The sequence below is a fragment of the Pilosibacter rotomagensis genome (assembly GCF_045062245.2).
Classification (GTDB): Bacteria; Bacillota; Clostridia; order Lachnospirales; family Lachnospiraceae; genus Pilosibacter.
On the sequence record NZ_CM170323.1, the window covers coordinates 1448787 to 1471244 of the forward strand.

General features: G+C 51.1%; 22 protein-coding genes, 1 tRNA gene and 1 riboswitch. Of the genes, 20 read left to right on the forward strand and 3 right to left on the reverse strand.

Annotated features, from left to right (window positions below; all coding sequences use genetic code 11):
• The first annotated feature begins 131 nt into the window (after positions 1–131).
• From ACI3EW_RS06445 to ACI3EW_RS06510, 14 genes are all read left to right on the forward strand, one after another.
• Positions 132–254 carry a hypothetical protein gene (locus ACI3EW_RS06445; protein WP_485663332.1) on the forward strand — a complete coding sequence of 41 codons (123 nt, stop codon included), beginning with the start codon at positions 132–134 and terminating at the stop codon, positions 252–254.
• 54 nt (positions 255–308) lie between these two features.
• Entirely contained in the window at positions 309–650 is a 342-nt protein-coding gene (locus tag ACI3EW_RS06450) for a nuclear transport factor 2 family protein (protein ID WP_485663365.1), read from the forward strand.
• Positions 651–762: 112 nt separating this feature from the next.
• Positions 763–1158: a pyridoxamine 5'-phosphate oxidase family protein gene (locus tag ACI3EW_RS06455; RefSeq protein ID WP_405581526.1), complete on the forward strand. Its 396-nt coding sequence runs from the start codon at positions 763–765 to the stop codon at positions 1156–1158.
• A 13-nt stretch (positions 1159–1171) separates the two neighbouring features.
• Positions 1172–1289, forward strand: a riboswitch (FMN riboswitch).
• A gap of 73 nt (positions 1290–1362) precedes the next feature.
• On the forward strand, positions 1363–2133 hold the full coding sequence (locus ACI3EW_RS06460; protein ID WP_485663333.1) for a protein-ADP-ribose hydrolase: 771 nt from the start codon (positions 1363–1365) through the stop codon (positions 2131–2133).
• Entirely contained in the window at positions 2087–2962 is an 876-nt protein-coding gene (locus tag ACI3EW_RS06465; RefSeq protein WP_405581002.1) for an SIR2 family NAD-dependent protein deacylase, read from the forward strand. Before ACI3EW_RS06460 ends, ACI3EW_RS06465 begins: the two co-directional genes overlap by 47 nt.
• A 12-nt stretch (positions 2963–2974) precedes the next feature.
• Positions 2975–3610: a sugar O-acetyltransferase gene (locus ACI3EW_RS06470; RefSeq protein ID WP_405580999.1), complete on the forward strand. Its 636-nt coding sequence runs from the start codon at positions 2975–2977 to the stop codon at positions 3608–3610.
• Between the two features lie 83 nt (positions 3611–3693).
• Positions 3694–3966 carry a transposase gene (locus ACI3EW_RS06475; RefSeq protein WP_405580996.1) on the forward strand — a complete coding sequence of 91 codons (273 nt, stop codon included), beginning with the start codon at positions 3694–3696 and terminating at the stop codon, positions 3964–3966.
• Positions 3967–3974: 8 nt separating this feature from the next.
• Entirely contained in the window at positions 3975–4436 is a 462-nt protein-coding gene (locus ACI3EW_RS06480) for a hypothetical protein (protein ID WP_405580993.1), read from the forward strand.
• 367 nt (positions 4437–4803) lie between these two features.
• Entirely contained in the window at positions 4804–5358 is a 555-nt protein-coding gene (locus ACI3EW_RS06485) for an RNA polymerase sigma factor (RefSeq protein WP_405580991.1), read from the forward strand.
• Entirely contained in the window at positions 5345–5698 is a 354-nt protein-coding gene (locus tag ACI3EW_RS06490; protein ID WP_405580988.1) for an MgtC/SapB family protein, read from the forward strand. Before ACI3EW_RS06485 ends, ACI3EW_RS06490 begins: the two co-directional genes overlap by 14 nt.
• Complete coding sequence (locus ACI3EW_RS06495) at positions 5685–6302, forward strand: hypothetical protein (RefSeq protein WP_405580985.1); 618 nt, start codon at positions 5685–5687, stop codon at positions 6300–6302. Before ACI3EW_RS06490 ends, ACI3EW_RS06495 begins: the two co-directional genes overlap by 14 nt.
• 50 nt (positions 6303–6352) lie before the next feature.
• On the forward strand, positions 6353–6940 hold the full coding sequence (locus ACI3EW_RS06500; protein WP_405580982.1) for a PrsW family glutamic-type intramembrane protease: 588 nt from the start codon (positions 6353–6355) through the stop codon (positions 6938–6940).
• 159 nt (positions 6941–7099) lie between these two features.
• The gene (locus ACI3EW_RS06505; protein ID WP_118600728.1) at positions 7100–7432 is read left to right on the forward strand and encodes a hypothetical protein; all 333 of its coding nucleotides are present in this window, start codon (positions 7100–7102) and stop codon (positions 7430–7432) included.
• Positions 7433–12355 (forward strand): InlB B-repeat-containing protein, encoded by a 4923-nt coding sequence (locus tag ACI3EW_RS06510; protein ID WP_405580978.1) that lies wholly within the window; start codon positions 7433–7435, stop codon positions 12353–12355. It abuts the gene before it with no gap.
• Positions 12356–12503: 148 nt separating this feature from the next.
• On the opposite strand, the gene ACI3EW_RS06515 is transcribed toward ACI3EW_RS06510, so the two are convergent.
• Positions 12504–12833: a helix-turn-helix transcriptional regulator gene (locus tag ACI3EW_RS06515; RefSeq protein WP_405580975.1), complete on the reverse strand. Its 330-nt coding sequence runs from the start codon at positions 12831–12833 to the stop codon at positions 12504–12506.
• 253 nt (positions 12834–13086) lie between these two features.
• Here ACI3EW_RS06515 and ACI3EW_RS06520 point away from each other — a divergent pair, with 253 nt between their 5' ends.
• Complete coding sequence (locus ACI3EW_RS06520; RefSeq protein ID WP_405580972.1) at positions 13087–13857, forward strand: TraX family protein; 771 nt, start codon at positions 13087–13089, stop codon at positions 13855–13857.
• 237 nt (positions 13858–14094) lie between these two features.
• Here the strand turns inward: ACI3EW_RS06520 and ACI3EW_RS06525 are convergent, their stop codons facing one another.
• Positions 14095–16023, reverse strand: coding sequence for a S9 family peptidase (locus ACI3EW_RS06525; RefSeq protein WP_405580969.1), 1929 nt, complete (start codon positions 16021–16023; stop codon positions 14095–14097).
• A gap of 377 nt (positions 16024–16400) precedes the next feature.
• On the opposite strand from ACI3EW_RS06525, the gene ACI3EW_RS06530 reads away from it, so the two are divergent.
• Entirely contained in the window at positions 16401–17129 is a 729-nt protein-coding gene (locus ACI3EW_RS06530; RefSeq protein ID WP_015554900.1) for a YebC/PmpR family DNA-binding transcriptional regulator, read from the forward strand.
• A 210-nt stretch (positions 17130–17339) separates the two neighbouring features.
• A complete protein-coding gene (locus tag ACI3EW_RS06535; RefSeq protein ID WP_405580966.1) occupies positions 17340–18962 on the forward strand; it encodes a Na+/H+ antiporter NhaC family protein in 1623 nt (540 codons plus the stop codon).
• Positions 18963–19013: 51 nt separating this feature from the next.
• Here the strand turns inward: ACI3EW_RS06535 and ACI3EW_RS06540 are convergent.
• Positions 19014–19087: transfer RNA gene (locus ACI3EW_RS06540), tRNA-Pro, on the reverse strand.
• 132 nt (positions 19088–19219) lie between these two features.
• Between ACI3EW_RS06540 and ACI3EW_RS06545 the strand changes: the two genes are divergently transcribed.
• The 3 genes from ACI3EW_RS06545 to ACI3EW_RS06555 all read left to right on the forward strand — a co-directional run bounded on the left by ACI3EW_RS06545 (position 19220) and on the right by ACI3EW_RS06555 (position 22436).
• Positions 19220–19594 (forward strand): DUF3783 domain-containing protein, encoded by a 375-nt coding sequence (locus tag ACI3EW_RS06545; RefSeq protein ID WP_118531855.1) that lies wholly within the window; start codon positions 19220–19222, stop codon positions 19592–19594.
• A gap of 131 nt (positions 19595–19725) precedes the next feature.
• Positions 19726–21207: a polyphosphate:AMP phosphotransferase gene (pap, locus tag ACI3EW_RS06550; protein WP_405580962.1), complete on the forward strand. Its 1482-nt coding sequence runs from the start codon at positions 19726–19728 to the stop codon at positions 21205–21207.
• Positions 21204–22436: a BaiN/RdsA family NAD(P)/FAD-dependent oxidoreductase gene (locus ACI3EW_RS06555; RefSeq protein ID WP_405580959.1), complete on the forward strand. Its 1233-nt coding sequence runs from the start codon at positions 21204–21206 to the stop codon at positions 22434–22436. The genes pap and ACI3EW_RS06555 overlap by 4 nt, the downstream gene beginning before the upstream one ends.
• The last annotated feature ends 22 nt before the right edge of the window (positions 22437–22458 follow it).

Sequence of the window (22458 nt, forward strand, 5' to 3'; positions counted from 1 at the left end):
TAACGGCGCAATTGTTTCTTCTTGGTAACTACAGCACAATATTGTGCTTACTTCACGAATTGAAGCTACGGTATTATTATAATGCCAGAGGCAAACGAAAGCAAGCCCAATTACCAAGGAGGTTACTCAAAATGAAAAAATTTCTTTCTCTCACGCTGACTCTTGCCATGCTCGGCACGGCTCTCACCGGATGCGGCTCCAAGGATGCCGCTGCCAAAACACCCACTGCCAAAACACCCGCTGAAAACACCTAGCAGACGACGCCTGTCCGGCAGGAGCAGAGCCAGACCGAAAAGGCGCTGGCGCTCATCAACACCTTTGCCACCGGCGATACGGACACCGCCCGCAGCCTGTTGGCAGATGGCTACATCCAGCACAATCTGGCATACGGCACCGATGCGGACACCTTCATCGGTTCCGTGGGATATCTCGCATCCGCCGATGTGAAAACCACTGTGAACAACATCCGCGCCTTCGAGGACGGTGACAAGGTGTTCTTGCAGACGATTTACAACTTCGCCGGTGCCGGTGAGCAGGTCGCCTTTGACATCTTCCGTTTCGATGAGGACGGCAAGATCGCCGAGCATTGGGATGTGATGGAGACCATCGCAGACCAGTCCACCTGGCAGAATCAGAATGGCAAGTTCTGATCGTTACCCAGAGGTAACCATACCACAATATTGTGCATACTTCACAAGCCGTACAAATCGCATTACAATCAAAGCATCAAGAGAAAACAACAAATTTTTGGAGGTACTTAACATGAACAAAGTCGTAGAATTTCTGAATGCCAACCCTGTGCAGTATCTGGCTACCGTCGGTCGTGACGGCAAGGCAAAGTGCCGCCCCTTCATGTTCGCGGGCGAGCTGGACGGCAAGCTGTGGTTCTGCACCAACAACACCAAGGATGTCTACAAGGATATGCAGGAGAACCCGGAGGTAGAGATCTCCGTTTCCAGTCCAGACTATGCGTGGATCCGTCTCCACGGCAAGGCTGTGTTTGAAAACAACATGGCTGCCAAGGAAATGTGCATCCGGAACCCCATCGTGAAGGGTCAGTACGGCGAGGCCACCAACCCCATCTTTGAGGTGTTCTATCTGGATAATGCCCACGGCATCATCGCCGACTTCTCCGGCAACCCTCCCTACGAGTTCTAAGAAAGCAAACCAACGAAATCTTCGGGGCAAGGTGAAATCCCTGACCGGCAGTAAAGTCTGCGAAGCGCAAAAGCGCCCGATACGGTGAGATTCCGTAACCGACGGTATAGTCCGGATGAAAGAAGATATGAGGAAGCAGCCCCGTAGGAAAACCCGTCCTGTGGGGCTGCTTCAAATCCCCGCATATCTTTTGAGGTTTTGACTATGAACCAGAGCGAAAAAAGACTGTTTCTCATACAATCTCTGCTGAACGAGCGCCCCTCCTGTCAGAAGCAGATCATCCCGGCGGATTCCGAACGGCAGAAGATTTTACTGCGCGGTCTGATGAATGTCCGCAGAGCTTATCCGATTGGCGCGAATTTCCTGCAAACACAGGATGCCTATCTGCAAGACGAGACCGCCGCAAAGGGTATCACGGATATTGCCGACCTGACACCCATTCAGCCGGGGCTGTATCTCTGGCAGGGCGATATTACCACGCTCCGCTGCGATGCCATTGTCAATGCGGCAAACTCCGGCATGACCGGCTGCTATATTCCCAACCATCGCTGCATTGACAACGCCATTCATACCTATGCGGGCGTAGAGCTGCGGCTTGCCTGTGAGGAATTGATGGAGCGGCAGGGCTATCCGGAACCCACCGGACAGGCGAAAATCACCCCGGCGTTTAATCTGCCCTGCCGCTATGTGCTGCATACGGTTGGTCCGATCATCAGCGGTCGAGCAACCAGAGAGGACAAAGAACTGCTCGCCTCCTGCTATCGCTCCTGCTTGGAGCTGGCGGCAGAGAATGGCTTGGAAAGCGTGGCGTTCTGCTGTATTTCCACGGGTGAGTTTCATTTTCCAAATGATCTGGCGGCAGAGATTGCAGTCCGGACGGTCAAAGAATTTTTCAAAAAGCAAACTAGTGTCAAGAAGGTGATCTTCAATGTTTTCAAGGATTTGGACAAAGCCATCTACGAAAAGCTGCTCTGAGCAGATGGAACGGCTGAAAGCAGCATTACAGGACTGCGACGCCGTGGTGATCGGTGTCGGCTCCGGACTGTCCACGGCGGCGGGCTTCACCTACACCGGCGAACGGTTTGAAAAATACTTTTCCGACTTTGCGGCAAAGTACGGTATCCAAGATATGTACAGCGGCGGCTTCTATCCCTTCCCCACGATGGAAGAATTCTGGGCGTATTGGAGCCGATACATCTACATCAACCGCTATATGGATGCTCCCAAACCGGTCTACGATGACCTTTTGAAGCTGGTGCAGGACAAGGATTATTTTGTCATCACCACGAACGTTGACCACTGCTTTCAGAAGGCTGGCTTTGACAAGAAACGGCTGTTTTACACGCAGGGCGATTATGGTCTGTTCCAGTGCGGTGAGCCGTGCTGTCAGGAAACCTTTGATAACGAAGCTGTGATTCGGGAGATGGTGGAACGGCAGAAAGATATGAAAATCCCGTCAGCGCTGCTCCCTGTCTGCCCCCACTGCGGCAAGCCGCTGACGATGAACCTGCGGTCGGATAGTAAGTTTGTTGAGGACGAAGGTTGGCACAGAGCAGCGGAGCGGTATGAAAACTTTCTCCGTACCCGTGAAGGACAAAAAATTCTCTTTCTGGAATTGGGCGTTGGCTACAACACCCCGATTATCATCAAGTACCCCTTCTGGCGCATGACACACCAGAATCCCAGGGCAGTGTATGCCTGCATCAATCTGTCAGAAGCATATTGTCCCAGAGAAATTCAGGAACAGGCACTCTGTATTAAGGGAGATATAGGCCGGTGTTTGGCAAAATTAACAGTAGAATAAGGAGAAAAACAGATGACAGAAAAAGAAAAACTGGAAAATGGACTATGGTATGATGCAAACAATGATGCGCAGCTGCTGAAGCTGCGTGAAGACGCGGATGAATTGTGTTTTCAACTGAATCAGACTTCGCCAAAGGATGGGCAGAAAAAGAAAACTCTCATAGAAAAACTTCTTCCTATGTGTGGAGAGAAAGTGACGATTTTAACACCATTCTATACAGACTACGGCTGCAACTGTCAAATCGGCAGCCATACATTCTTCAATCACAATGCATATCTCATGGACTGCGCCCCTATCACTATCGGCTCCTACTGCTTTATTGGCCCGAACTGTGGCATCTATACGGCAATCCATCCGCTATATCCAGAGGACAGAAATCGAGGCCTGGAAAAAGCAAAGCCGATAACAATTGGAGATAACGTATGGATCGGAGGAGACGTTACTATTCTTCCGGGGGTAACAATTGGAGCTAACACTGTGATTGGGGCAAAAAGCGTGGTTACAAAGGACATTCCCGCAGGTGTTCTTGCTATGGGGAATCCCTGCCGTGTCGTGCGGGACATCACAGAGAAAGATTGTATTCAGGAGGAAGTGCGTCATGAAAAAGAGAATTTTGAAAAACGGCACACCGCATTCTCGTTACTTTAGTGATGAGTTAGGTGTGCCCAATTTTTTATCGAGGTCCAGAACAAATGTTTGCCGTATGTGGAGACATATGATATACGGTAAACATGGAGAAAGATATATTTACTATTAAGGAAAATGAACTTTCATATGGTAGAGGCTATGTATATTCTTTACAATACCATCTTGTCTGGTGCACGAAATATCGAAAACAGGTTCTGAAGAATGGGATAGATGCAGAATGTAAAAGGATGCTGTATGAGCTGTGGGGAGGACATTTGTGGAATCCGTCGTATTGTGCAGTTACCGTAAGTGACCGAAGCCGGGATCAGGTAATGGCATATATTGAGGGACAAAAAGAGAAGAAAAAAAGAAAGTAGGGGGCTTTATGCAGATTGTATCCAGCTATGGAGTAGAAATTAATAAAAAGAATATACCGCTCCGTGCGACACTGGATATTTTCCGGAAAGCAGTTTCCTATCTGATCCCGGTGTATGCAGAGACGTGGGAAGAACTTTCCGAAATCAGGAATCCGCAAAAACGCTTTAATGAAGCGGAACATCTGGTACATGAGACGAAAAAGAATCATGCCCGGTTTGCGTTTGACCGTCATTTCCCCAAGATGCCATCCTATCTGCGAAGGTCAGCGATCCAACATGCACTCGGAGCGGTGTCCTCCTATTACACACGGCTTGATCTGTGGGAAAAAGGAGAACGAAAGGGAAAACCAAAGCTGGTCTGTGAGAATCATGCGATGCCGGTATTCTATCGGGATGTCATGTATAAGGAAGCAGAACCGGGAGAAGATGTGGCCCATTTAAAGATGTTTGATGGGCGTGAATGGAAATAAGCGGAGAGGAAAATCACAAAAGGATTTTCTTCTCTGCGAGTCTGTGTGTATTAACACAGGCATTGCTTGCCACGGTAACTTTTTTCTGAACACTTCTCCGGATGCCTTGCGTTTCTTCGGATATTCGTATACAATGTATCGTGTTGAGTATTATCCATGCGGAGGTGCGGTATGAACGGGATTAAGGGCTATATCTCCATTCGGGAGGCGTCCTATCACTGGGGCGTGTCAGAGCGGCGGGTCAACCAATATTGCGCCGAGGGGCGGATCCCCGGCGCGTCCCGGTTCGGGCGCTCATGGGCGATCCCGGAAAATGCGGAGAAACCGTCCGACCCTCGTAGGAAGGCCACGGAAGGAGGCGGTGGATATGATCTCCGATGAAACCGCATACCGACGGTATCTTGACGGAGAGCAAAAAGCTACCGACCTGTTGGTGGAACGCTACGGCGATGCGCTGACACTTTACATCAACGGATATATCAAGGACATCCACGAGGCGGAGGATCTGATGATCGAGGCCTTTTCACAGCTTTTCGCAAAGGAGCGGCCGATTGAGGGTGTGGGCAGTTTTAAGGCATATCTTTACAAAACCGCTCGTCATCTTGCGATTCGACATAAGCAGAAACACCGTCTTGCGTTTCTGCGCTTGGATGAATTGGACTTTGAGCCGCAAAGCAACACCCTGATCGATACCGATCTACTTCGCAGCGAACGAGATCGCCAACTTTATGATGCGCTTGAAAAGCTGAAAGCAGAATACCGGGAAGCACTCTATCTTGTCTATTTTGAAGATATGAGCTACCGCGATGCGGCAACGGTCATGAACAAAAGTGAGAGCCAGATCACAAAACTGGTCTACCGTGGAAAACAAAGCCTGAAAGTAATTTTGGAGCAGGAGGGATTTACTTATGCGGACAAGTGAGGAGCGTGCCCGCCTGATCCACAGGCGGACAGCGGAAATTAAACAAGAGCATCGAAAAAAGAAACAACAAGGGATATATGCAGTCTGCATGGCGGCCTGCCTGTTTTTGGTGATCGGCATCGGTGCAATGATGCCGGGATTGATGAGGAACGCAGCGGACGGAAGCATCGTCCATTCTTCAGGAACGGCAAGCCTGATAGGAAGCCACGCCGCACTTGGCTATATCATGATGGGGCTGTTGGCGTTTCTTCTTGGAGTTTGCGTGACGGTTCTTTTATACCGTGTGCATCGGAGATGTGAACGACAGAAGCAGGAGGATGCCGGAGATGGAGAACTTTGAACTCATTGATAATCTTTTTCAGATCACGGTGTTGCTCTGCGCCTGTGTCGCTGCCGGTATTCTTGCCATTCGTCACAGGAACCGCAGCCTCCTGATTTTATCTCTTGCCTATGCCTGCTTTGCCATGGGGACGATATACTATGTGCTGTATCTGATCATCATTGGTATCTGGCCGCAAGTATTTTATGTGGCGGAGATCTCATGGCTGGCTGCGTGGCTTTTCTACCTGTCCGCACAGATTTTGCGAACGGAGGGGATGAAGTGCCGCTTTTCGCTCCCTGCCGGAGCCGCGGCTGCGTTCATTGCAGCGGTTGCTTTTCTCGACCACGATTTTGGCCCGTCTTATTTTGTTTCCGCACTGTTTGCGCTCACGGCGGGCGCGATCATGTATCTCTCGGTATCTCATATACAAAACGGCAGCTTGTACCGAAAAAGAGACTTTTTTATGATCATCTGCGTTATGTTGCAGGTGTTATTATATTTGGTTTCTGACTTCACGCACGACTACACGCGCTTTCAGCTCTACTACGCTGTAGACCTTGCGCTGACGTTATCCATGGCGGCGCTGCTGCCCCTGACGCTGCGGGAGGTGAAGCAGGCTTGACCTATATTGAAAATATTTTCCTCTGCCTTGTGCTTCCGCTGATTTTATCCATGTTTTTCATCAAGGGGCGCGTTCGGCGCTATGCGCTGTTTTTGACCGTCGGTATGGCCGTTTGCCTGCTCAGCGCCTATGTCAGCAGCTTCTTCATGGGGCAATACGGCGTGGACGGCACCGTTGCCGCTATCGAGATCACGCCCGTATGTGAAGAAGTCATGAAACTTCTGCCGCTGCTGTTTTTCTATCTGATTTTTGAGCCGGAGCCGAAAGAGATGCCTGCGGCAGCCATCGCCATCGCCGTTGGTTTTGCCACCTTTGAAAATGTCTGCTATCTGACGGAAAACGGCGCGGCCAATTTTAACTTTCTGCTGATCCGCGGGATCTCCGCTGGAGCGCTGCATATTCTCTGCGGCGTTTTTTCCGGCTTCGGTGTTTCCCATGTGTTTCGCCGTCACTGGCTGGCAGCAACCGGCACCGTGGGTATTCTTGGAGCCTGCATCGGTTTCCATGCCATCTATAATCTGCTCATCACGGCGGACGGTGTATGGAAAACGGCAGGATACCTCTTTCCGTCGCTGCTCCTCCTCTGCCTATACGCAGCAAAGCAGCTGCTGCCAAGGCAGAACATTTCCTTTGAATAAATACAGATTTCGCGCGCAGAGCCGTCCCAAATTCGGGGCGGCTCAATTTTTTTGAATTTTTTTCGATTTTAGGTGGAAGGATTTTGGATTTCATGTCTTTTAGGAAGTAGAGGGTCGTTGATTGACCCTGGAAACAAAAAGCGAAAGGAGACATTGACAATGACCGGCAGAACGGAGCGCCGGATTCGGGAGATCCGGCGACGGACGAGGCAATACAGGAAGCGGTACGAAAGGCGCGTGCTTTCCACCTTAAGCGTGTGCAGTCTGCTTCTCTTTGCCGGGATCGGTATTCTTTTGCGGAAGGTACAGTCAGGTGGCGTCCCCACCGTGACAGACAGCTATGGCTCTGTGCTGCTGCGAGGAGGCACAAGCGCATACGTTGTGGTCGGCATCGCCGCCTTTGCGGTGGGGGTGACAGTGACCATGATCTGCATCCGGCTGAAAAACAAATCAAAAGACCGTACAGTCAGTACGGAAGAAAGGGAGGACTAAATGAAATTGAAAAAACGGATATTGAGCCTGCTGCTCTGCGGCGCAATGCTCTTTTCCCTCTGCTCTCAATCCGTGTTGGCCGAGGAGAATGGGCAGGCGGGCGGCGTTACAATAGGCACAAGCGGCCTGTGCGAACACCACCCGGAGCATAACGCGGACTGCGGCTACACGGAGGGAACGGCGGGAACACCCTGCGTCCATGAACACACCGCAGATTGCTATGAGGAAGTAACCAACTGCGTCCATGAACATGACGAGGACTGTTACCCGGAGGAAAGCGTTTCCGGCAATGAAGCGACCCCGTCCGGCGCACAAAAACGGGAGCCGGAGAACTGCCCCCACATCTGCGACGAGGAAAGCGGGTGTATCACCAAGAAATTAAACTGCCAGCATGAGCATGACGATGAGTGCGGCTACTCTCCTGCAACTGCGGGGACCCCCTGCGGGTATGTCTGCGAACTGTGCGGCAGTGAGGATAGTGAGAAACTGGCTACTCCGTCCAATGCGGAGGCTGTCACGGTGGCAAGCGTACAGGCCATGATCAACGCTTTACCGAACGCAGAAGAAATCACTGAAGAGAACGCTGAGGAAGTCAAGGCGCAGCTTGAGGCCATCGACGAGGCGAAGGCGCAGCTCTCCGACGAGGAAACCGACGAGCTGGATATGACCCGGTATGCGGAAGCTGCCGCTGCATTGGGGGCGCTGGCTGCGCCAATGCTATTGGCTAATGATTCGCCTGACGAGCAGTTTTCCCTCGCTCCCGGCGGCAGATATTACTTTGACCTATCAGCGATGAATATTCCCGGAACGGCAAACGGCGATCTGCCGGACAGCACCCTGCACTATGTTCCCTTTACCTACGCAGGAACGGTGGACGCCTACAAGCTCACATCAGCAATGGCAACCACCGAGGAGCATGCAGAGCAGAACAAATATGACCACAGCCTGTTTATTGCGGACTACAATGTGACCTTTAATGTAGACTGGAATCAGTTGAACGAAAAACAAATGATTTTCGGCACACCCTATACCAGCTACGGCGTGAACTACACCATGCGGGCGCCGTCGGCAGGGAGTCAGTCTAATAATAATAATGGCAAAGACGATAGTAGTAGTACGCGAGGCATCCCGAAAAGCAACGAATGGGATGCGATTTTAGATAAGGCAAATCAAGACTGGAAGGATAATACATCTGGGTATATCAAAAACTGGTCACGTAAGTATTCCTTTGGACAGGACAACCATGCTGATGCGTCGTACCGTGCGATTCGCGGGTGCAATTCGGCCCGCTACTGGGGCTACTACACTGCTACGTACTCCCTCCCGAACGTCGGTTTCCGCCCCGTGCTTGAAATCCTGAACGCTGACACACTGGATTCTGACGGACTGAAGGTCGTTACCCTTGACCTGAACGGCGGCAAGCTGGGCGGCAGCTCCGATGCTATTCACATCATCGTGAAAAACGGCAGCGCATTTACCGCCCCTGCGTCCGACGGCCTGACCCGCCCGGACGGAAATACAGGCAGCTACTTCATGTGGCTTGGCAGCGACGGCAAGCTCTACGCGCCCGGTGCCAACGTTCCGGCGGAAGTTACCAAGCTCACGGCGCAGTTTGCTTTATCAGAGCAGTTCACCCTTACCCCCGGCGGCAGATATTATTTTGACCTTTCGGCGATGAATATTCCCGGAACGGCAAACGGCGGAAACTCAGATGGTGCGGTTTCTTTGCCGGATACGTCGCTGCACTATGTTCCCTTTACCTATGTGGGAACGATAGAAGCCTACAAACTCACGTCTGCGACGGCAACCACCGAGGAGTATGCACAGCAGAACAAATATCCCCACAGCCTGTTTGTGGCGGACTATGCCGTAACGCATACGATTAGCTGGGGTGGCCTGAATGACGAAGGTCTGATTTTCGGCAAAAATTATGCCAGCGGCGGCGTGGACTATACCCTGCGCGCACCGTCTGTGGGAAGTATCTCTACAGGTTCGGGCGATTCCCAACGCGGCGTGCCCCAAAGCAACGAATGGGACACGATGCTGAACAAGAACAGCGGATATATCCAAAACTGGAATAAAATGTATTCGTGGGGACAGGATACTTCTTCTGCCGCCGAGTCGTACCGTGCGGTTCGCGGGTACTATTCGGCCCGCTACTGGATCAGCTGCAATGTTGCGTGCTCCTTCCCGTACCTCGGTTTCCGCCCCGTCCTTGAAGTCCTGAACCCTGACGAACTGGGCTCTGACGGACTGAAGGCCGTTACCCTTGACCTTGGCGGCGGCAAGCTGGGCGGCAGCTCCGAGGAGATTCAAATCATTGTGAAAAGCAGCGAGAGCTTTGCCGCGCCTGCGTCCGATGGCTTGACCCGCCCGGACGGAAATACAGGCAGCTACTTCATGTGGCTCGGGAGCAACGGGAAGCTCTACGCGCCCGGCGTCAACGTTCCGGCTGATGTGACGGAACTGACGGTGCAGTGGACAGCCCCGACCTATGCCGTAACCTTGAATACGAACGGCGGCACGATCAACAGCGGCAATGTCACCGGATACACCTATGGCGTGGGCGCAACACTCCCGGCGGCGGACGATATGACCTATACAGGCCACACGTTCAAGGGCTGGTATGATAACGAGAGTCTGACCGGCTCTCCTGTTACGGCAATCGGCAGCACCGAAACGGGTAATAAAGAGTATTGGGCGAAGTGGGAAGCAAATACCTACACCGTCACGCTGAACACAAACGGCGGCACGATCAACAGCGGCAATGTCACCGGATACACCTACGGCGTGGGTGCAACGCTTCCGACAGCCGACGATATGACCTATACGGGATATACGTTCAAGGGATGGTATGACAACGAAGGCTTGACCGGCTTTCCTGTTACGGCAATCAGCGACACCGAAACGGGCAACAAGGAATATTGGGCGAAGTGGGAAGCAAATGCCTACACCGTCACGCTGAACACAAACGGCGGCACGATCAACAGCGGTAATGTCACCGGATACACCTACGGCGTGGGTGCAACGCTTCCGACAGCCGACGATATGACCTATACGGGATATACGTTCAAGGGATGGTATGACAACGAAGGCTTGACCGGCTTTCCTGTTACGGCAATCAGCGACACCGAAACGGGCAATAAGGAATACTGGGCGAAGTGGGAAGCAAATACCTATACCGTGACATTTTACCCTAATGGTGGCAGTGTCAATCCGGTTGCTGCTACCACAGATAGTTCCGGCAAGCTGTCCTCTTTACCTACACCAACCCGTGGTGGCAACTATCGTTTTGATGGATGGTACACCGAACAGACCGGCGGCATAAAAGTTACCTTAAATCAGGTTTATACGGCAGATACCACCCTATATGCCTACTGGATCTATACTAGCGGCAGTTCATCTTCCGAAGACAGGGACGATCCCTCTGGCAACGCCTTTATCACTGATCGTCCGAACAAGGATAACCCGACCACACCAACTACAGCAAAATCAAATTCTGTAAAAGTGGATAGTAAGGGAAATGCAGTGATTACAAGAAGCATAGTTGCTGATGTTATCTCCGTTGCCCAGTCTGACTCAATAAAGCATGGGAATACGAAAAACGGTATCGCGGTGGTTGTTCCTGTGGAAATCAGCAAAGCGTTAGCTGGTGTGCAGATTACGCTGAAAGCAGATGCACTGGATAAACTAGTGTCCTCTGGTGCCAAACGGTTCACCATCGATACCGACAGTATGGCTGACTTTGGATTTATGCTGGATACCCTAAAGGAACTGAACCGTCAGACTACCGGAGATCTTATTCTAAAAATGAAGAAGACCGCAGTTACCTCTCAGGAAGTAGAAACAGCCATTGGAAATCGCCCGGTCTATGATATTACCTTATGGGAAGTAAAGAACGGCAAGGAAACTGCTGTCAACTTGAGCGGGAAGACCGTCAGCATTGCAATTCCGTATACTCCGGCGAAAAACGAGAAGCCTGGCAACCTGTATGCGGTTTATGTGGACGAAAACGGTAATGTACAGTGGATCAGCAAATCCAGCTATAATATGGATCAGAAAGCAGTGATTTTTGTAGCAGAGCATTTCAGCATCTACGGCATAGGCTACAAGAATCAGATTCCTGCCTTTACCGACGTGAACAACCACTGGGCAAAGGACAATATGCTCTTTGTTGTTAGCCGTGGGCTGCTGAGTGGTACCAGTGCCACCACCTTCAGTCCCAATACCGGCATGACCAGAGGAATGTTTGTCACCGCACTGGGGCGATTAGCAGGTGTTGACCCGACTGATTACCAGGCCAGCATGTTTACCGATGTGAAAGAAGATGCTTACTACGCCCCATATGTCAACTGGGCGGCAAAGACTGGCGTTGTCAGTGGAACGACAGATACTACTTTCGCCCCGGATACCAACATCAACCGCGAGCAGATGGCGGTCATTATGAAGAACTACGCTACCAAACTGGGCTACACCATCCCGAAAACTCTGGAAGTTGTGAATTTTGCGGATAGCGCAGGTATTTCTTCCTGGGCAAAAGAAGCGGTCAAGTCCATGCAGCAGGCGGGCATCCTTGCGGGCAAGACAAACAACTGTTTCGACCCTGCCGGAACCGCAACCAGAGCCGAAGTCGCTACCGTCCTGCGGCGGTTCGTGGAGATCGTCATCGATCCGCAGACTGCCAACGGCTGGGTGCAGAACGACAGCGGTGAATGGAGTTACTACAAAAACGGGGATTTGGTCAAAGGTTGGCTCTCTAATGATCAGAAGTGGTACTGGTTGGACAAAAATACCGGCAAAATGTTCTCTGGTGGTTGGAAGCAGATTGACGGTAAGCAGTATTACTTCTACGCAGATGGCTCTATGGCGGTGAATACCACCGTAGACGGCAAGACCATCGGTGCGGATGGAGTCAGAAAGTAAGTTGTTTTACCAGCAAATTAAGAATTAAAACAGGGGCATTCCAAACGACATGTGTACTGGAATGCCCCTTCTACAAAAAAGACTGTTTGCCCGTAATAGCAGCGGACAAAGAATAAACGCGGTCGGGTAAGCAGATACCCAGCCGCGTTTATTCTTTCTCTGGTTTTCCCCTTGTGTCGAGCAATTTGTCAATCAGGGCAAGTAAAAGCTCCTGTTCCCGATGACTGCATTGTAGGACTAAACGCTGTATGCGCTCTACGATTTCACTCTCCTGTTCTATCTGCGGTGCGAGAACTTCATCAAATGAAGCACCAATAGCATTAACGAGACGGATCAGGACGTCCAAGCTCGGCTTTCGTTTGTCATTCTCGATAGCTGATAGAAAACGAGAACTGATTTCGGCACGATCCGCAATTTGCTCACGGGTATAATCCCATTTTTCTCTAGCGCAGCGAAGGGAACAACCAAATGAGAACATAATTTGTTGCTTTAGAAAGAAAGTGTATTAGTTCTGTTTCTGGTGAGAAAGAGTCCACATGGTGGTAGATATGAAATCATAGCCAGACACAGACGAAAAGAAGTAGCACTATGGGCAGGGCTTACAGGATTCGATTTTGACAGGCGTGAACGTGAGACGGCAGGCAGAAGAAACGTTGTCACTGATAAGGATTTGACCAGAGATGGTAAATGGAAGTATAATTGGACTGAGAGAAAAAAACAGGAGTGACAATATGGTAAATAATCAAGTACATTCATCTCAGTCAGGAACCTTTGACATCAGTGCAGCAATGCTCCATATCATTGCCATGACATTTATGCTGATGGATCATCTCTGGGCTACGCTTCTTCCGGCGCAGGACTGGCTGACCTGCGTAGGAAGGCTCGCGTTTCCCATCTTTGCATTTATGGCAGTGGAAGGATATTTTCACACGCACAGCTTTAAAAAGTACATTCTCCGGCTGCTGCTGTTTGCGGTGCTGTCGGAGATACCCTTTGATCTGATGTATGGCGGAACCTGGTTTTATCCGTTTCATCAGAATGTGATCTGGACGCTGTTGATAGGACTCTCTGGAATCCATTTGATGGAAAAAGTTCGAAAAAAACGGAAACTGTGGATCTTTTTGCCGACAGCGGTTCTGGTCGTGCTGGCTGGAAGTGCGCTTGGGACGGTAGGAATGGCAGATTACTACGGTGCCGGTGTATTGACACTGTTTATTTTTTACTTTTTCCGGGGAAGAAAATGGTGGTGTTTTTCCGGACAGCTTCTGGCGCTTTATTGGGTCAACGTAGAGCTTCTGGGAGGTCTGATGTACCCCATCCGTTTTTTGGGGATGGACTTTGAACTCTGCCAGCAGGGACTTGCATTGCTTTCATTGCTTCCGATCTGGCTGTATCGTGGACGGCAGGGCTGCCATACGAAAGTCTTCCAGTATAGCTGTTATGCGTTTTATCCGGTCCATATGCTGCTTCTTGCATTGGTGTTGAATTATGTGAATCGATAATGATAAGATCTGTGGCTGCAGGGGATACGACCCTGCAGCCATTTTTTATGTAACAGGAAATTCCGAGGAATTCCCAGTTACATAAAAAGGTACTGACGTGCCAAAGATGCGCACTCGCGCGAAGATGTAAATTGTCGCAAGCGACCGCGCGAGGCGCGAGAATGTGCCAAGGCACATTCTTTTTCATTAACAGGAAATCTTATGGCATGTATAAAAAGAGCGGTAGGATTGTTTCCTTTATTTTAAATATTCATCCATCCAGTCAATGATCTCCGTCATCCGGTCGATCCTGTTCTCCGGCTTTCCGCCTCTGGACAGCTCATGATTTTCTCCATGGAACAGGCAAAGCTTCGACGGGCAGCCGTTCCGCTTGATGGCGCTGAACATGGCGAGTCCTTCCGCCATATAGCATCGGTAGTCCTCATCGGAGTGGATAAAGAGTGTCGGTGTCTTGCAGTTCGGCGCAAACTGGAGCGGGGACTGCTTCCAGAGAAGCTCCACATCGGTCCTCGTGTTGGTTCCCTGGTTGTTTAAGATGAAGGTGTGTCCGATATCGGAGTTGTGCTCAAAGGATACCCAGTTGGAGATGGAACGCTGGGAAGCCGCCGCGTGGAACCGGTCTGTATGTCCGATGATCCAGTTTGTCATGAAGCCGCCGTAGGAGCCGCCTGCGACACCGAGATGTTCCGGATCGATCATCGGGTACCGTTTCAGGACTTCATCCGTGAAATCCATCAGGTTCTGATAGTCCACAGTTCCGTAGATTCCGTTGATATTTCCAAAGTCCGTACCCCGTCCGTCAGATCCTCTCGGGTTGCAGAAGAACACAAAATATCCGCGGTTTGCCCACATCTGCATCTCATGATAGTAGACATCTGAATAAACGGTTCTAGGACCGCCGTGGATATTTAAGATTCCAGGATAGGACTTACCTTCCTCGAAACCTGCCGGTTTTAATACCCATCCGTGGATCTCGTACCCATCGCTGGCAGTGAATGTGAAGGATTCCGGAGTCTGGACGTCGTACTCGTCGGTGAGCCAGTCATTCATGTGGGTCACCTGCTCGCCGTCTACAAAAAGTTCCGCAATGTGGAGGCCGTGGAATTCCATGGAGGCGATGTGTCCGCCCGCAAGATCGAAGCTGTCGCAGGAGCTTCCTGCCGTCAGCGGCCCGGAGACAGTGCCGCCCTGCGAGATCTTATAGAGATGGGAAAAATCTTCCACGGTGGAGATATAGTAAAATTCCCCGTCCACAGCCTTAAACGTCTGTCCTGCGTCGAATCTGGAATCGGAGCCCACGGAGGAGCCGCCGATGGAAGATTCATAAGGATGGATCAGCTTCATGGATCCGTCCGCGAGATCCATATGGTAGAAGTCACAGTATTTCGTCGTATCCTTATAGGAGTCATCCGTTGCCGCAATGAGTGCAGTCTTTTCGTCTAAGAGGGAGACAACTCCGGTGCGCATGGAATCCGGCGCGATCAAGGCTTTTGTCTCTCCGGTGGAGAGGTTATAAAGATAAACGCCCGGACGGATTCCCATGACACTCTGTTTCCACGGATAGGCCTTGTAGAGCAGGAGGTTTCCAAGGACAGAATGCTGGGAGCAGTCAGTCCATTCGTCCGCCACGTAAGTGAGCTTATCGGATCCCATATCATAGACAGCGTAACGGTTTCTCTTCGCGTTCGTGTATCCCTGGCCATTGCCCCAGAACGGAAGCTCGTCGAAGACCTCGTAAGATTTCTTCCTTGTATCCTTGTAATTATCATGGCGGATCGTCAGGAGGTAACGCCCGTCCGGGAGAAGACGGATTCCTGTGACGGAAGCCGGAACCGATGCGCGGCATGAGGCCTCGCCGCCGGACGGAGAGATTTCATAAAAGAAAGAAGTGCCGTTTTCTTTTTCCTTTTTAAGGGCCGCAGTCCGGGCCGCAGTAAAGATCAGCGTATTTTCTGCTGTCCAGGACCAGATCTTCGCGTCACCGGCGCAGGTGACACGGGAGACAGTCTTATTCCCGAGATCATACAGGTACAGGTCAGACAGATAGCCATTGGTCTCCCGGTCCGGTACGGATACCGTGAAGGCGATCTTCGTTCCATCGGGTGAAAACTGCGGGTTGCTCAAAAAGCGGAACTTCAGGAATGTGTCGATCTCAATCTTCTTCATCGTCATGTCCTCCATAATTGATATTAGGAAATTCTGGGGAATTCCCTGTTACACGAAAAGGCACTAATGTGCCAATGATGTGTATTAGCGCGAAAATGCAGATCAGGTGCATCCATTCACAGAACCTGCTGGGTTGCCCCCGGCAGATCATAAGCCGGAAAGCACTGGATCGTTATGAAATGAGTATAAATACTCAGAGTGGAGTGTGTCAAGGAAAAGTGAAGCAGAAGCAGGGGTATCCGGAAAAAGCGCTTGCCATATCAGAAAAATGATGTTAAAATATTTTAGACTATGTATAATGCGCACAAAAAGATCCCTGGGACCGGTGCACGAGAGATAAAAAAGAGCGAGATGCGAAGAGAAAGGAAGATAAATCGATGTCAGGACATAATAAGTTTTCCAACATCAAACACAAGAAAGAGAAAAACGACGCAGCAAAGGGTAAGATCTTTACCGTAATCGGAAGAGAGATCGCTGTCGCAGTTAAAGAGGGCGGCGCTGATCCGGCTAACAACAGCAAACTGCGTGATGTGATTGCAAAAGCGAAAGCAAACAACATGCCGAACGATACCATCGACCGCGGTATCAAGAAAGCAGCCGGTGACTTAAACTCTGTAAACTACGAAAACTTAACATACGAGGGATACGGTCCGAGCGGTGTAGCGATCATCGTTGACACACTGACTGACAACAAGAACCGTACTGCAGCGAACGTAAGAAGCGCCTTCACAAAGGGCGGCGGAAACGTAGGCGCACAGGGAAGCGTTTCCTTCATGTTCGACCGCAAGGGCCAGATCGTGATCGACAAAGAAGAGTGTGATATGGATGCCGACGAGCTCATGATGGCAGCGCTTGATGCAGGCGCTGAGGATTTCTCCGAGGAAGAGGACAGCTACGAGGTTATCACAGATCCGGACAACTTCAGTGCAGTCCGCGAGGCTCTCGAGAAAGCCGGAATCCCGATGGTAGAGGCTGATATTACTATGATCCCGCAGAACTGGGTAGAACTTACCGACGAGGAAGCGATCAAGAAGATGCAGAGAATCCTTGATCTCCTTGACGAGGATGATGACGTACAGGCTGTATATCACAACTGGGATGAATAAAGAATCGTAATTGTGTATGTTGTGATCCCCTTTCACCAGAATTGTACTGATGAGAGGGGATTTCTTCATGTAACAGGAAATTCCGGGGAATTCCCTGTTACATAAAAATAAGCCGGCAGCCGGAAGGCACCGGACAGTCACATAAAACATAGAACTGCAGGAAAAGCGGAGAGCGTGGAACTCTCCGGAGGCAGGAGGGAGGAGTCTGTTATGACGGATATGAAGAAAAATATAAAAAGGACAGCAGTGCTTTCCGTGGTGCTGATCCTGGTGTTCGCGACAACCGTATTTGGCGCAGAGCAGACGGAAGAGTATGTGCCGGCGGTCTACGCGACGTTCTGGGCACTCGTTCCGCCGGTCGTGGCGATCGGGCTGGCACTTGTCACAAAAGAGGTGTACAGTTCTCTGTTCGTTGGTGTTCTCATGGGTGGAATCCTGTATTCCGGTTTCAGCTTTGAGGGAACGATCACCCATATCTTTGAGGACGGAATGATCAGCGTTCTCTCTGACAGCTACAATGTGGGAATTCTGATCTTCCTTGTGATCCTTGGAACGATGGTGTGCCTGATGAACCGGGCCGGCGGGTCGGCAGCATTCGGCCAGTTTGCGGCGGATCATATTAAGGGACGCGTGGGCGCGGAGCTTGCGACGATCCTGTTGGGCTGTCTGATCTTTATCGATGATTATTTTAACTGCCTGACTGTGGGAAGCGTGATGCGCCCTGTGACAGACAAATTTAAAGTCTCAAGAGCAAAACTCGCGTACCTGATCGATGCGACGGCAGCTCCGATCTGCATTATCGCACCGATCTCTTCCTGGGCGGCCGCGGTTACCGGATTTGTTGAGGGCGAGGACGGATTTTCTATCTTCGTGCGGGCGATCCCATACAACTTTTACGCGATCCTGACGATCGTGATGATGATCGGAATGGTACTCTTACGGACAGAATTCGGCTCTATGAAATTTCATGAGAAGAATGCGCTCAAGGGGGACCTTTATACCACGCCGGGACGTCCGTATGACACGGAGAAACAGCCGGAGGTCTCTGTCAGGGGAACTGTTCTGGATCTTCTGATCCCGATCATATCCCTGATCATCTGCTGCATGATCGGCATGCTCTATACGGGTGGATTTTTCTCGGGAGAGGATTTTGTGACAGCCTTCTCCCAGAGTGACGCGTCCCTGGGACTTACGATGGGAAGCTTTTTTGGACTTTTGATTACCATCGGTCTCTATCAGGTGCGCCGGGTCCTGAAATTCTCCGAGTGCATGGCATGTATCCCGGAAGGCTTTAAGTCCATGGTCCCGGCGATCATGATCCTGTCCTTCGCATGGACACTGAAGGCGATGACGGACAGCCTCGGCGCAGATGTCTATGTGGCGACTGTGGTTGCGTCCAGCGCCCGTTCCTTCTTAAATTTCCTTCCGGCGATCATCTTCGTTGTGGGCTGTTTCCTGGCATTTGCGACGGGAACATCCTGGGGAACTTTCGGAATCCTGATACCGATCGTTGTTGCGGTATTTGAGAACAGCAATCCGGATCTCATGATCATCTCCATCTCCGCCTGCATGGCAGGAGCTGTCTGCGGGGATCACTGTTCCCCGATCTCTGACACGACGATCATGGCGTCTGCCGGTGCCCAGTGTGAGCATGTAAACCATGTGACGACCCAGCTTCCGTATGCGATCGTGGCTGCGGTGGTATCCTTTATCTCCTACATCATCGCAGGCTTCGTCCAGTCCGCCTGGATCGCACTTCCGATCGCGATCGTGCTGATGGTGATCACGATGCTTGTGATCCGCGGGATAAACGGGGTGCTGAAAGAAGAATAGAGAAGAAAAACAAAAAGAGCAGAGGCTTTTCAGCCTCTGCTCTTATAAAAATCGGGGCAACAGGATTTGAACCTGCGACCTCTCGGCCCCCAGCCGAGCGCGCTACCAAGCTACGCCATACCCCGGAAGTAAATTCATTATATCAGAATCCAGGGAAAAATCAACAAAAAAATCATGGATCTTTCTGTGCCGTTGCAAAGCTGCACGGGAATTGATATAATGAAATACATGAAAACAGGAAGGAATCAGAAAAATATATGAAACCTACGATCCTTTTATACCATCTGCCGGAGGGCGAGAGACTGTTAAAGATCAAAAAAGCGCTGTTTCCACTTGGAATGAAGCTTCGCGCAGTGAAGAAGGAAGAGTATCTGGAACCGGTGGGATATCTCGCAGGAGTGAAGGAGATCACTTCCTGCGGCGAGATCTACGACGGAGAGGACTTTGAAAAAGAGATGATGGTGATGGCAGGTCTTACGTCCGGACAGGTGGACCGGGTGATCCTGGCGCTCAGAAAGGCAGGAGCCGGACGGATCGACTACAAGGCAGTGCTCACACCGACGAACCAGAACTGGAATGCGCTGAAATTGTATGAAGAGCTTGCGGGAGAGCACGCGCGGATGAATCAGTAAAAAGCATACCCGGACGGGAATTGGAAGAAACTGATGACAGATCGTGCCAGGGCGGAAAAACTGCAAATAGGCATGGGAAACAAAAATGGTTAAGAATGTCTGATCGGACCATAGAGTGGAGGAATCAGCCGATGAAAGATGAAAAAAAGCAGAAAAAAGAAGTCCTGAAAAAAGAGATGGAAAGACTTGGAAGCCTGCAGCGGGAATGTAAGGAGGAAAAGATCCCGGTCTATCTCCTGTTTGACGGGTATGATGGCGCCGGAAAGGGCGTTCAGATCGGGCGTCTCATGCAGGCGCTTGATCCGAGAGGATTTGACGTTTACACCGGAGACAAGGATACCGAGGAGGAGGCACTCCGCCCGTTCCTCTGGAGGTTTGCGGTCCATGCCCCGGCAGCGGGGCGGATCGCGATCTATGACACGAGCTGGTACCGGGGAGTCCAGGCGGACCGCTTTGAGGGGATCCTGAAGGAGAAACAGGTGGATGCAGCGTTTGAGGATATTCTTGCATTTGAACGCTGTCTCGTGGACGGCGGAACAGTCATCGTGAAGCTGTTCCTCGAAATATCGGAAAAAGAACAGGCAAAACGGTTTGAAAAACTCCTGGGATCAAAGGATACCGCATGGCGCGTGACAGAAAAAGAGCGTGAGAGGAACGCCCACTACGGAAAATACAAAAAGATCAGCGACGAGATGATCCGCCGGACCGATATGCCTTACGCACCCTGGTATGTGATCGATGCGAAGGATAAGACGGAAACGGCCCTTACAGTGATAAAGACGGTGGCGGATGTTCTGGAAAAGGCGCTTGAGAAAAAACGGGCAGGAAAAGAGCCGGAACTTTTTGAAGCTCCGCTCCCGCCGGACCGGTATGAAAAAGGGATTCTTGCGAAAGCGGATCTTACGAAGAGCCTCAAGGAGGCAGAGTACCGGAAAAAACTGGCAAAGCTCCAGAAACGCCTGGAGACGCTCCACGGGGAACTCTATCGTCTGCGGATCCCGGTGATACTGGGATTCGAGGGATGGGATGCGGCTGGAAAAGGCGGCGCGATCAAGCGTCTGACAAGCCACCTCGACCCGAGAGGTTACAAGGTCTGCCCGACGGCATCCCCGAATGACCTGGAAAAATCCCACCACTATCTCTGGAGATTCTGGAACAATGTGCCGAAGGCCGGACATATCGCGATCTTCGACCGGACCTGGTACGGAAGAGTCATGGTGGAGAGGATCGAGGGATTCTGCTCCGAGGCAGACTGGCATCATGCCTACCGGGAGATCAACGAGATGGAAACGCATTTCGTCAATTCCGGAGCACTTGTCCTGAAATTCTGGATCCAGATCGACAAAGATGAGCAGGAACGGCGCTTCAATGACAGGATGAAAAATCCGGAGAAACAGTGGAAGATCACGGACGAGGACTGGAGAAACCGGGAGAAGTGGGATTCCTATGTTCTTGCAGTGAATGAAATGCTGGAAAAGACCTCCACGAAGGACGCACCCTGGATCGTCGTGGAAGGAAATTCCAAATGGTATGCGAGGATCAAGGTCCTCGAGACTGTGGCGGACGCCATGGAGAAAAAGATAAAAGAAGTGGAAAAAGATAAGAAGAAATGAGTAAAGTTGTGATTATCGGCGGCGGGGCAGCGGGAATGGCTGCTGCCATCGGCGCCGCGGAGTGCGGACATGACGTCTCCGTCTATGAAAAAAATGAAAAGCTTGGAAAAAAGATCTATATTACAGGAAAAGGAAGATGCAACCTGACAAACGGCTGCGATACGGAGGACCTGTTCAGACACATGGTCTCCAACGGAAAATTCCTCTACAGTGCGATCTACGGGTTCACGAATTTCGATATCGTGGATCTCGTGGAGGCAAATGGCTGTCCGGTAAAGGAAGAGCGCGGCGCAAGGATGTTCCCGGTATCGGATCATGCATCCGATGTGACAGGGGCTCTGGAGCGGAAGATGAGATCCCTCGGCGTAAAGATCTTTCTGAATGAACCGGTAAAGGATATCGTGATCCGCGAGGAAAAGGCAGCCGGGATCATCCTGGAAAAATCAGGAAAGACCGTAGAGGCCGACGCGGTGGTGATCGCCACAGGCGGACTTTCCTACCCGTCTACAGGGTCTACCGGGGACGGATACCGGTTTGCAAAGGAGGCAGGCCATACGGTGACACCGCTGTCACCGGCGCTTGTCCCGTTCGTGTGCGCGGAGGACGATGTGAAAGAACTTCAGGGACTTTCCCTGAGAAACATCGAGGTGACGGTCTGGAACGGAAAGAAGCTTCTCTGGAAAGAATTCGGGGAAATGCTGTTTACCCATTTCGGCGTCAGCGGACCGGTCGTTTTAAGCGCCAGCAGCTATGCTGCGAAGATCATCAGAAAAACGCCTCTTAAGATGGAGATCGACCTGAAACCGGCGCTCTCGAGAGAGCAGCTGGACGCCAGGATCCTGCGGGATTTCGATGAGGCGAAGAATAAGCAGTTCAAGAACGCGCTGAACCATCTCTTCCCGGCAAAACTGATCCCTGTGATGATCAAAAGAAGCGGGATCGATCCGGAAAAACAGGTCAATGAGGTGACGGCTGAGGAGCGGAAGCGTCTGGTTGACCTCACGAAGGCATTCACGGTAACGCTCACAGGACTTCGCGGATATAATGAGGCGATCGTGACCCAGGGCGGCGTGAATGTGAAGGAAGTAAATCCGTCCACGATGGAGTCGAAGAAGTTAAAAGGTCTCTACTTCGCCGGAGAGGTCCTTGACCTGGACGGCGTCACCGGCGGATTCAACCTGCAGATCGCCTGGTCGACGGGAATGCTGGCCGGAAGAAGTGCGGAATAAATGAACAGTCACGAATAAATAA